This is a genomic window from Paenibacillus terrae (genome assembly GCF_005217525.1).
GTDB lineage: Bacteria > Bacillota > Bacilli > Paenibacillales > Paenibacillaceae > Paenibacillus > Paenibacillus terrae_C.
The window spans coordinates 19,115-32,798 of record NZ_PNXQ01000005.1; the positions used below are offsets into that span (position 1 = coordinate 19,115).

A 13,684-nucleotide genomic window follows, 5' to 3' on the forward strand; every position below is an offset into this window, starting at 1 on the left:
TCGTCAAAAGTTAAGCTCTATCGCGTCCATGTCTACGATAGATTGGGCCTCTGCTTGTTGCAATTGAATTTCATTGATTTTAATGGAGACTTGTTGGGCAACCACTGAGAGAATATGTGTATAATCAGCGACAAGCTTGTCAATCATCTGTTTTTTGAAAAGGCTGGTGCTATATTCAAAGTTTCCGTAAATCCTGTTTCCATCCTCATGCATGTACAGCGTCAAATCAAATTTAGCCACGGTGGTGTCACCTAGATCATACGGCTCCATCCTTAGAGAACTGCTGTGAATTGCTTCAGCATTCATGTTTTGCAGGACAAAAAACGTATTAAACAAAGGATGCCGATTGGCTGGTGCCGAAATGCCCAGACGGTGAATCATCTGCTCAAAAGGGTACTCCTGGTTTTCATAGGCTGACAGCATAGTTTCTCTAACATGGCCCAAATAGTTGGTGAATGTCAGTTCACCTTGAGGAGCTGTGCGAATCGCCAAAGTATTTACAAACATACCAATGAGCGGCTCCATATCGACATGGGTTCTACCCGCAACAGGAGTTCCTACAATAATATCTTCCTGACCGCTGTATTTGGACAGAAGTATCGTATAAGCAGACAGCAAGATCATATACAAGGTTACTTTTTCGTCCTCTTCCATTTTGCTTATCGACCTTGTTAAAGCTTCATCCAGCTCGAAGGACGCGACTGCTCCCTCTGGATTCCATACAGTCGGACGGTTAAAATCCGTAGGAAGCTCTAGTAGCGGTGGAGTTTCGCTAAACCTGTTCAGCCAATAAGCCTCTTTCTTCGCCAGTTGGTCCCGGCGGAAATGTTCCGTTTCCCACACCGCATAATCTTTGTATTGAATACGAAGCGGTGGCAACTTCTCCCCTTCATACAGGCTGACCAGCTCACGCACGAGAAGGTTCATGGATACTCCATCAGATATCAAATGATGCATGTCAAATAACAAAATATGGCGTTCCCGTTCAAGCACGATGATAGATACTCGAAGCAGAGGTGCTTGCCCCAGATCAAACGGTCGAACGAAATGACGAACATAATCCTCCTTTTTTTCCTCCCCGACAATGTCGATGGAAAAAGGAACCTCAGCGTGCACCCGCTGTCTTGGCAACCCCTGAATGAACTCAAATCCCGTGCGGAGCGATTCATGTCTTGCTATAAGCAGGCGAAATGCTTCTTCCAGACGAGCGATATCCAGTTCTCCCTCCATGACCATACCACTTGGCATGTTATATCCAGTTCCGCCGCTTTGGGATTGGGCTGCCAAGTATAGCCGTGTTTGCGCCGGAGAAAGCGGATAGTGCTCTTTGCTTGCCGCCACCGGAATCGGGATATAGATTTGTTGCTCTAGGTTCGAGATGTATTGCGCCATTTGTCCCAGAATCGGATGCTGGAATACATCCCTGATTTTTAACGGTATATTCATGCTCTTTTGAATTTTGGAAACCAGTGTAGTTGCTTTCAGAGAATGGCCTCCAAGTTCAAAAAAATGACCCTCCAACCCAATCGGCGACAAACCAAGAACTTCCTCCCATATTCCACATAGCTGTATTTCCAGTGTTGTCTGTGGGGCAGTATACCGATCCTGCATAAAGTCCACTTTATCAGGCTCCGGGAGAGCCTTGCGATCCAGCTTTCCATTGGATGTAACAGGCAGATGGTCAAGCTGCATGACAAAAGAAGGTATCATGTAAGCTGGAAGCTGTTGGGACAGGGTTTCCATAATCTCGGAAGCGGATATCGGAACAGCTGCTGTAAAGTATCCGCACAGTAGAGGTTCACCTGTATGGTCCTTCCTCGCCATGACGACAGCTTCATGTACATTCGGTACTTTTAGCCAAATCGCTTCGATTTCACCAGGTTCAATCCGGTAACCCCGGATTTTCACTTGATGATCGATACGCCCTAAATACTCCAGATTTCCATCCGGCAACCAGCGAGCCAAATCACCAGTTTTGTACATGTGCTCTCCAGAAGCATACGGGCAAGCAACAAATTTGTCTGCCGTCAGCTCAGGACGGTTGATGTAGCCACGAGCCAATCCGATTCCGCTGATACATAACTCTCCTGGAACTCCTATTGGCTGCAAATGATGATCCGCATCTACGATATACAGCTTGATGTTATGAATCGGTTTTCCTATAGGTATTTTCCCTGGAGCCACGCCTTCTGGACAATCGTAGTAAGATACATCAATAGCTGCTTCCGTCGGTCCGTATAAATTCACCAGCCGTGTCCCGTTAGGTTCTCGCAGCAGTGAATTGAAGCGGCTAACATGCTGTGGTTTCAGTTCCTCTCCACTGGCAAATATCCAGCGCAAGCTGTGTAGCGATATGTCATGGATACCACCTGCCACACCATCCAGAAATACGGACAGCATGGAAGGAACAAAATGTAACACTGAAATCTGATGGCGATCTATGACCTGAGCGATCATAAATGGGTCCTTTTCCGCTCCGGGCTCCAGAAAAACAACACTTGCCCCTTGAGTCCCCCACCAAAACAACTCCCATACAGACACATCGAAGCTAAAGGTAGTCTTTTGCAAAATAACGTCCTTATCGTTCAGAGGATAACTGAATTGCATCCAATGGATCCGGTTTACGACAGAACGATGCTCAATCATAACCCCTTTCGGATGACCGGTCGTACCTGAAGTATAGATGACATATGCCAAATCTTCAGGACCGGCAATAGGAGTCAAATTGCTGTCATCCTCCTGGTAACAGCCCGGATCTTCCAAAACAAGACGGCAGCCTGTAAAGGAAGTTTGTGGCTGAAGATGAGCCTGCAACAGCATTACAGTTACGTCTGCATCGTGCAGCATGTAGGCTATGCGTTCCTCAGGCAGCAGCGGGTCAATCGGCATATAGGCTCCGCCGGCTTTGAGTATAGCAAGCAGCCCAACCATCATTTCCAGCGATCTATCCGTCATCAGCCCGACGATTTGGTTGGGTCCAGTTCCGTTTAATCTCAACGTCCTTGCCAACCGATTGGCCTGTCCATTAAGTTCCCGGTACGTGAATTGCCGATCCCCCGCTATCGCAGCAACCTGGTCCGGTGTCTGCGCCACCTGTTCTTCAAACCATTGATGAAGGGTCAGATTGGATGGATATGCTTTATCCGTCTGATTGAACTCATCTAATATCTGTGTCTGTTCATCTTCTGTAATACAGGTCAATGCTTGTACAGGAAAAGTCGGGCACTGTGCGACCTGAAATAATATTTGCAGCAGATGACCACCCAATCGTTGCACATCTTCTTCCGCATAAGCCAGCTGATTGTACTGAAAACGGAAGATAAGCGTTTCTCCGGGAACGATTATGAGATTAAAATCATAGCCTGTATATTCATCAAGTGAAGCATCTGTTACTATCAATGTACCGGAATTTTGATGACTAGCATTTACTTCTTCCATCTGCTGCTCTACTGGATAGTTTTCAAACACCAGCAGGTGTGTAATTAAATTACGAGATACGCTGGACTGGGCCTGTATTTCATATAATGGATACGTGTCGTAAGCATGAGAGGCTATAGCCATCTGCTGAGTCCGAGCCATTACTTGATTGAAAGTATCTGTAGGTTCACAGCGAACGCGTACAGGGATTGTATTAATGAACAAGCCAACTATATGTTCAACCCCCGGGATTTCAGCAGGTCTGCCGGACACAACGCTTCCAAATACCGCATCCTGATGACGATTCCACTTTTGAAGCAGTATTCCCCACGCCGTTTGAAGCAACGTGTTTAAAGTTACCTTATGCTCAGCGGCAATCTGTTTTAAACGGGCAGTTAATTGTGAATCGACCGAGAGGGTCCATTGCTGCGGATCATAGGCACTCGCTTCAAACGCTTCGGTTGCTGTCAGCTTGCTTCCAGGAAGAAGCGTTTCCCCTTCATATTGATGCAAGTAGGTTTTCCAGTAAGCTTTTGCTGCCTCCTCATCTTGCTGTTCCAGCCATTCAATATACGTCGTGTAGGGCACTGCCTCAGGCAAACGGGGTTCTCGTCCTTCCTGTGCCGCAGTATAGATTTCCAGCAGTTCGCGGAGGACCAGCGGTACACACCATCCGTCCATTAGGATATGATGAAAACTCCAAATAAAACGATAAGCAGCGTCATCAGTACGCAAGACCGACATCCTAACAAGTGCATGCTGTGACAAATCAAAGCCCCTAGACGCATCATCCCTTGTGTAAGCATCTATATAACCTTCACGCTGCTCTTTGTTTATCCCCCGGATATCTTGTTCATGAAACTCAAAGTTCCTTTGCCGATAAATAATTTGAAAAGGCATATCGCTCCAGCCACCGTAAAAGTTAGTACGGAAAATAGCATGTCGTTGCGTAAGCTGCTGTAAACTTTGCTTCATTAGAGAGATATCCAAATTCCCCTGAATATTAAAATTTGCTTGTTCAAAATAAGCCCCGGACTGCGTATGAAGCTGACTATGGTATAACATGCCTTTTTGCATGGGAGTTAACGAGCATATATTTTCAATCTCTCCAGTATCCGCTGTATACTTCACCAGTTCATCAAGCATAGGAATCGTCAATCCCTGGAATGAGATATCGCTTGGTGTTATCTCTGTACGTGTATGGGCCGCACAGTGTTGTATGACTCTACAAAGCTCCGTCCGCACATACTCACCAAACAGGCGCACAGTCTGTTCGTCATACTGGTGAACGCTGTATCCTATGGATAGGGTTAAGGCACCGCCGGAAATAATGCTGTTTAAATCCAGAGCATAATGTCGCGGATGATTTTCACTTTCCAACGGACCGACGCTATAAGATGATGGACGAAGCGATTGCTTATTTAAATCCTGATCAAATTGACCAAGATAGTTAAAGCTGATTTCCGGTTTGCACAGGACATTGCGTTCCGTCTGTCGGGCGTACAAATATTTGAACAGACCATAGCCAATCCCTTTACGTGGAATCTGGCGAAGCCCTTCTTTCACATGTTTAATATGGTCCGATAGTGTATGGTCCCGGCTGATATTCAGCAGAACCGGATATTGGCTCGTGAACCAACCAACCGTCCGCGTCATATCCAGATCCGGAGAAATGGTTTCACGTCCATGGCCCTCCAAATTAACTACAACCTGCTCAAAGCCGGTCCAACGCTGGACCGCCAATCCGAGTGCAGTTAATAACAGATCATTAATTTCAGTATTGTATGCTTTATGCGTTTTCTTTAAGAGCATCTGAGTCTCTTCTTCGGTCCACTGTACAGTTATCACTGCGTTGTCAGCCATTCGACCATTATCCGCCTGTCTGTCCTTAGGTAAAGAAGCTACAGAGAAGGCTTCCATGCGTTCCCAATACTCGCGTTCTTCCTGTAAATGCGAATCATTGGCATGCACGCTAAGCCACTCCGTCCACTCCCGATATGAGCTTGTCTTATATGGGAATTGGATCCTTTCCCCTTTAAGCGCCTGGTCATATCCTGTTCCTATGTCCTCCAGCAAAATACGCCATGAAACCCCGTCAACGACTAAATGATGAATGGTGATGAACAAGTGATCGCCTTCTGCGCATCGGAAAAGAGCAAGTTTAATAAGAGGACCGTTGCACAAATCCATGCTCTCCTGTATCTGCGACACCTTTTGCTCTATTGAACAAGCAGGGTTCTTTTCGCGGGTGAAATCGTAGGTATACAAGCAAAACGTTTCTCCCTCATTGCTTCCCCGATTCCAAGCTTCATAGCCTTGCCCACTCTCCCGGAATACCGTGCGCAGCGCATCATGATGACATACCAGTTGCGACATGACTTTACGTAGCGCAGTTTCCTCAAACGATTCCGCACGGTAGAGCATGACAGACTGATTAAAATGATGAATATCCGTAGTCATCTGTTCAAAGAACCAGTGTTGAATCGGGGATAATTTCATTTTCCCTTGTACTTCCCCTTGATCAACCGTCCGGCTTATTAACTGGATGTAAGGACTTAATTCCGCAATAGTCGGATACTTGAACAGTTCCTTCATACCAACCTTGTATCCTGCTTGATACAATCTGGAAGATACCTGAATGGATTTAATGGAGTCTCCTCCCAGATCAAAAAAATTATCGGTAATGCCCACTCTCGAGGCACCAAGAACATTTTCCCAAATGACGGCCAAAGCAGCCTCCGCTGGCGTACTCGGTGGCACATAAGCTTTATCGGCATGCACCATAGTCTCGGGAGAAGGCAGAGCTTTGCGGTCAATTTTCCCATTTGGTGTGAGCGGCATTCGTTCTAACTGAATAAAATGGGATGGTATCATATATGTGGGCAAATGCAGGGCAAGCTGCTCTCTCAAGCCGGCTGCCGTCACACGTTGTTCTGCCACCACATAAGCGCAAAGCTGCTGTTGCCCTGCTCCATTTTCTCTAGCAATAACTATTGTTTCCTGGACTGAAGGGATTTTCATAAGCTGTAATTCCACTTCACCCAGTTCAATGCGGTATCCTCTGATCTTCACCTGATGATCTGCGCGTCCCAAATATTCCAGATCGCCGTCTGGAAGCAGACGGGCCAAGTCTCCGGTTTTATACATTTTTGCACCGGACACGAATGGATGCTCCACAAATTTTCCTGCTGTTAGCTCTGGTTTTTGTAAATAACCCCTAGCTAATCCGTCGCCAGCTACATACAATTCCCCGGGCACGCCTACAGGCATAAGCTGCTTTCGGTTATTTAATACATAAGCTTGTAGTGTCGGAATGGGTTGTCCAATATTGCTTTTACCAGACTCTATCTCTTGCTCTCCAATTTCCTTGTACGTGACATGCACGGTCGTCTCTGTAATGCCGTACATATTGATTAATTGTATCGCTGGATATCGTTCTCGCCATTCCTTGAGTATCGCAGGACGGAGTGCCTCCCCGCCAAAAATGATTTTCCGTAAATGCAGCATAGTCGGACTGTGCAAGAACTCCTCCTGAATGAGCTGTGCAAAATAAGTGGGCGTCTGATTCAGAACTGTAACCCCTTCAGACAGAATCAGTTTTCTGAACTCCTGCGGATTTTTAGCCGTTAAAGCTGGTACGATGACCAATTTACCCCCGTTTAGCAATGCCCCGTACATCTCCCAAACAGAGAAGTCAAAACAATAGGAATGAAACATCGTCCAGGTGTCTTCCGCTCCAAAGTCAAACCGGTTTTGACTGTTAAACAACAGCCGTACAACATTTTTGTGTTCAATTAGAGTCCCTTTAGGTTGGCCCGTAGTTCCAGATGTGTAGATTACATAAGCAAGGGCTTGCGAATGCACGGGATACTGAGGATTAGAGTGAATCTCAGCATACGAATGTGCATCGTCCAGCAGCAGAACCTTTACATTGGCAGAAGTACCAACCTTCGCTTGAAGATGGCTTTGTGTCAAAATAACCTGAACGCAGGAATCATTCATCATATACTCAATCCGTTCCTGCGGGTATTCAGGGTCTATAGGAACATAGGCGCCTCCAGCTTTCAAGACGGCCAAGATTGCAACGATCATGGCCGGAGAACGATCAGCCAGTATACCAACTAAGTGATCGGTAACTACTCCCTCCGCTCTTAATGTTCTTGCCAGCCGATTAGCCTGCTCATTTAGTTGCCTGTAGGTTAAGCATTGGTCTTGATATACAACAGCAGAATGATCTGGTCTGAGACAGGCTTGTTTCTCAAACAAGCCGTGAATTGTCTCTTCACGCGGGTAATCTGCTTGTGTGGTATCGTTTAAACAGGTCAAAAGTTCTTGCTGCTCTGCGGCAGACAGTATGTCCATTTTGCCTAATTCCAGTCCGGGCTGATCCATCATCAATGTAAATATGCCGATAAAATGCTCCATTACTTTGTGCATATAAGATTCGTCATACAGCCTGCTATTGTATTGGAGGGACATCGCTAGCGTCCCCATGTTCTGGCTGAACGTTAAGATACTATCGGTTATTGCCATATCACGGAACTCGGAAGCATGTAATTCACGAAGTGACACAACGGTATGCACACTAGGAATACCGTTCTCATCAGTCGGTAGATGCAGGTGCTCCGTCATTTTGTGAAAAGGGAAATTCTGATGCTTAATGGACTCATTAACCGACAGGTTGACCTCCCTTAACAGCGATCGGAAAGTAGAAGAATCGCTTATTTCTACTTTTAAAGGCAGCATTTCCTCGATATATGGATACATTTGCTGATGAGCCTGTGTAGTCGGAATTCCTAAAATGAGATTCTTTTCATTAGTGTATTTGAACAGCAGCCCGCTCAAGCCAGTTAAAACAATCAGATACACTGCCATATCCGAATCCTTAGCCATAGACAATACACGGCTGGATATTTCGGAAGGCAAATCAGTCTGAATTGTTGCCCATGCTGGCTGCCCTCCGTTTTCCGGGTGACTGTAGGGAAATGTTGTCATCCGACTGTCAGAATCAAAACGTTCGCTCCAAAATATTCCTTCTTTTTCAAATCCGTTCATTGCGGCCCTCTCCTTGGAAAATTGTTGGAAGTACAGTGAAATCAGTCTGCTCATACCGTTTTGGTAAAGATGTCTTAAATCGAGATTTCAATCAGTCCAAGCTCATTTTCCTTCATTTCACTCAATGAAATGTCCATTAATTTCCTTCTCGGGTCAGTAGATATAGCTTTCAGTATAAGAAGCAGATCATTGGACATGCGCTCCATCGTTTTGGCCTTGAAGAGACGAGTACCATATTCAAAACTGAATCGTAAGCCCTGTTCATCAGCCGTCGCATATAAGGTTAGATCAAATTTTGCGGTAGTGTAGGCATTAGTGTATGGCGTAAATGTCAGTGACTCTATTGCCAGGGTCGTCTCCTCTGTATTTTGAAGTACAAGCATCGTATCAAATAATGGAGTCCGGCTAATGTCCCTTTTTAAATGGAGCTTGTCCACTAATTCCTCAAATGGGTAGCTTTGATGCTCGAAGGCACTTGTCATCGTATCTTTGACCTCTTGGAGATACGTGAGGAATGATTTCTCTGCTGCGGGATAATTCCGAATAGCGAGTGTATTCACGAACATACCAATTAACGGCTCCGTATCTACATGCGTCCTGCCCGCCATCGGTGCACCCACAATCACATCCTCCTGCCCACTGTATTTCGCAAGCAAAACCGTATAAGCTGCCCATAAAATCATGTGGAGGGTTGCCCCTGTACGTTTCTCCAAGTTCATAATGCCTTGACTAACCGTAATATCCGCCTCAAATTGAAATTGTTCACCTTCATGGCTTTGCACAGGTAACCGTTCATAATCTGTCGGTAATTCAAGCTTAGGTAAGTCACCGTTAAACATATTAAGCCAGTATTTTTCATGCTTGTGCATCTCTTCATTTTCAAGCTGCTGTTGCTGCCATACGGCATAATCCTTGTATTGAATAGTAAGAGGAGGCATAGATTTCCCCTCATAGAATTCAATGAATTCTTTCATAAAAATATTCATAGAAATGCCGTCCGAAATCAGATGGTGCATATCAAACAACAGCAAATGGCGACTGTTACCAAGCGGGACAACCCCGGCACGCATTAAAGGAGGTTGATGAAGCTCAAAGGGCCGGATAAAGTTACTTATTATGACCTCAACCGCTGTTGTTTCGCCAGAATTTATTTGCTCAAGATCAAACGCTGCTTCTGCATGCACATATTGCACAGGTTCCCCTTCAATTGCTTCAAAGCCCGTTCGCAAAGGTTCGTGCCGTTGAATCAATTGCCTTAACGAATATTCCAGTCGATCTACATCCAATGCCCCTTCCACAATCAGCACAGCGGGCATATTGTAGATCATTTCTCCACCTGTAGACTGGCTAGCTATAAACAGCCGCTTCTGTGCGGAAGAAACAGGGTAATACACACTCTCCTGAGCTTTCGGTATAGGAGTATACGATGTACGGTTCTCCATCCGATCTACATACCCCGCCAAGTCTTCAATGGTTGGGTATGTGAAAATATCCTTAAGCGTAACTTTAGCATTTAATTCCTTATGAATTTTGGCAACAAGTTGAGTTGCTTTAAGTGAATGACCGCCGATATCAAAGAAATGATCCGTGATGCTCACTCGTTCTCTTTTCAATATGTCAGCCCATATCGCTGTAAGCAGCTGTTCCGTATGTGTGCGTGGCGGGATGTAGGATTCAGCCGACTGCTGATCTGCGGCTGGTACAGGCAATGCCTGGCGATTGATTTTCCCGCTGGTTGTCCAGGGCATACGATCTAGTTGTATTACAAAGGATGGAACCATGTATGCAGGCAGATAACGCGCGACTGCTGCACGTACATCTTTAGTGGAGAGACATTCCCCTGCTGTAATATAAGCGCACAAAACCTTGTCCCCGTCGCCATCATCTCTTGCGAGAACGACCGCCTCCTGAACAGATTCCAGCTTAAGCAGTACATTTTCAATCTCACCCATTTCAATACGGAATCCCCGGATCTTAACCTGATCGTCCAGACGGCCAAGACAGTACACATATCCTTCTGACCCAAAGACCGCCAAATCTCCGGTGCGATACATTTTTGCGTTCGGTTCGGTCTGGAACGGGTCCGGCACAAAACGGGAAGCAGTTGCTTCCGGTTGATTCACGTATCCTCTTGCCACACCAGCTCCCGCAATGTAAAGTTCCCCTGCGATTCCAATAGGCTGCGGCTGTAAAGATTCATTTAAAATGTATAGACGAGTATTGAGATTGGGCGTACCGATAGGGATGCTATTTTCAAAGTGCTGATCATGACACAAGTAACTGGCAACTTCAACGGTTGCTTCAGTAGGCCCATAGGTGTTATACAACTGCGTGCCATTCGGGATTGTCAGCACATCATAAAATTGCCGGGCTAATGACGACGACAGCATTTCGCCCCCAACCGATATATATTTTAATGTTGCAAGCTGATCTGCTGCGCTGTACTCGCGAACATAATCTACAAAAGCTTGAAGCATGGAAGGTGCGAATTCGAGATGTGACACCCCGTATCGTTGGACGGCGGCCGTGATAGCTGCAGGGTCTTTCTCTTCTCCGGGCTCCAGTATACTGAGACAAGCTCCCCTTAGCATCCACCAGCACAATTCCCACACAGATGCGTCGAAAGAGACAGAAGTTTTTTGTAAAAGTACATCTTCCGCTTCAAGGGGACTCCGTTGTTCTAAAGTATGAAGAAAATTCAAAACGGAACGATGCTCTACCGCCACGCCTTTAGGCTGGCCGGTCGACCCCGATGTATAAATGATATAAGCCAAATTAGAAATGGAACAATTGCATTCCAAATTACGGGAATCCTCATCACCGCATGACGTGTGATCAACTATTATGCTCTCTCCAGCAAAGTTTATAGGATGCTGCGTATGATAGTCCGTCAGCAAAACCGCTGCCCCCGAATCCTCTAGCATGTACTCGATTCTGCTCGCCGGGTATTCTGGATCAATGGGCACATAGGCCCCGCCCGCTTTCCAAATGGCCAGCATACTGAGAATGACCTGGGGTGAACGCTCAAATAGTATAGCTACAGGGTGATCCTCACGAACACCTGCTTTTCTTAATGTGCGAGCCAACCTGTTGGCTTGCGCGTTTAATTCTGCGTAAGTCATTTGTACCTCACCATATACCAGTGCGATGCGCTCTGGTGTTCGGGCTACTTGCGCTTCAAAAAACTGATGAATAAGAATATGTTCCGGGATAACTGCCGCTGTATTGTTAAAATGTTCAAGAATATTTTGGGATTCCTCGCGTGTCAGTATATCCAGCTTGCGGATTACAAGGTCTGGTAAATTGGTAACTTGGGTAATTATACGCTCTAGATGTCCCTTCATCCTTGCCACATGTGCATGGCTGTATGTCTCTGTGTTGTATTGAAATTCGATTTGCATATTTCCACCAGGAACGACACTTATCATGAAATCATAATTGGTTTGCTCAGATGTCTTAACGTCCAAAATCTGCAATGATGTTGCTTCCGGATCACTGCCTTGTATCAGAGCCTGTTCAATCGGATAATTTTCAAAAACCATAATATGGCTGATTAACTTTTGTTTTTGGTCTGTTTGTGCCTGAATTTCATATAGCGGGAACGTCTCATAGCTGTGTGAAGCAACAGCTTGTTGTTGTACGATACGGATGATTTCAGAAAAAGTCTGATCTGGACTGCACTGAATACGAACAGGCACGGTATTGATAAACAAACCAATCATGTCCTGAATTCCGGGCAAATGAGGCGGTCTACCAGATACAACACTGCCAAACACGACATCAGTGGTGTTATTATATCGCTGCAGCAGCAGGCCCCACACCGTTTGCATCAGGGTATTGACAGTAACATGCTGACGGATGGCTGTGTTTTTTAATTTAGTTGTCAGGTCTTCTCCCAAGCTCCAAGCCAGCTTCTCTTGACATGGCTCCCCAACAGGAGACGGTGGCAAAACGGATGACAGGCTGGTATGTCCTTCATAACCTGCCAAGTAATGTTTCCAGTAATCGGATGCTTCCTTTTGATTTTGCGCTCCAAGCCAGTTCACATAGCTGCTGTACGGAAAAACCTCTTTCAACCGAGGAGGACGACGCTGGCTGATCGCATCATAAAGCTCAAACAGTTCTTGTGTAACCATCGGAATGCACCAGCCATCCATTAACATATGATGAAAGCTCCAGATCAAATCGTATTCATCAGGACCTGATTGCAAAACCGTAAACCTCGTTAGCGCGTCTTGCTCTAGATCAAAGCCTCTTCTTCGGTCTTCAGCCGCCAAATGGAACACCCTGTCGTTTCGTTCTGATTTATCAATGCAATTGATGTCCTGATAAACCAGATCAATTCGGCTTTTTTGAAATACCACTTGCAGAGCTTCCTTGTTCCAGCCCCTATAAAAGCTGGTTCTGAACACAGCATGTCGCTGTCCTAATCTGTTGAGACTTTGAGCAAGAATATCCAGATCCAGTTGACCCTTCAAATGAATGATCATCTGTTCAAAATAGGCTTCCGATTGGGAATCGAGCAAACTGTGAAACAACATGCCTTTTTGCATCGGTGTCATCGGATATAAGCTCTCCAATTCACCTAGTTGTTGTGTAGATTGGATCAAACGGTCCAACTCGGCGATTTCCATTTCAGAAAACGATACATCACTAGGTGTGAGTTCTGTTCCTTCTTTAGAAATGCAATGAAGTATAATTTCCTGCAGACTCGTTCTCAGGCAGTTGCCAAGCTGTTCTATGGACTCCTTCTTGTACTGGGTGTGGCTATAGGAAATAGTCAGCGACAATTTCCCCTCATAAACCATTCCGTGTATCTCAAGCAGGTACGGACGAACATGACGCTCACTTACAGTTAAGCCGCCAGGATACGGTGATGGTCGCATATGTCCATCCGAGTTCAGATCATATTGCCCCAGGTAGTTAAAGCTGATTTCCGGTGTTGGACCAGCTATTCCACCCTCGGTCTGATCCAAGGTGTAGCGCAGCAGCCCATACCCTATACCTTTGTTGGGAACTCGCCGCAGCTCCTCCTTCACCGTCTTGATTTGCACGGATAATGCCTGCCCTGCCGGAAAGGGCAGCCGTACCGGATAGCGACTGGTGAACCACCCTACCGTCCGCGTTACATCCAGTTCCGGCACGATCGCCTCTCGGCCATGCCCCTCCAGGCTGATCGCTACTTCCGTGATACCCGTCCATGCCTGTATAG

2 protein-coding genes are annotated in these 13,684 nt (G+C 46.0%); both read right to left on the bottom strand.

Features of this window, described 5'->3' with window-relative positions:
• Nucleotides 1-3: 3 nt before the first annotated feature.
• Complete coding sequence (locus C1I60_RS03405; RefSeq protein WP_137060493.1) at nucleotides 4-8,526, bottom strand: non-ribosomal peptide synthetase; 8,523 nt, start codon at nucleotides 8,524-8,526, stop codon at nucleotides 4-6.
• 20 nt (nucleotides 8,527-8,546) lie between these two features.
• A partial coding sequence (locus C1I60_RS03410; RefSeq protein ID WP_212734427.1) for a non-ribosomal peptide synthetase occupies nucleotides 8,547-13,684 on the bottom strand: 5,138 nt, incomplete at its 5' end.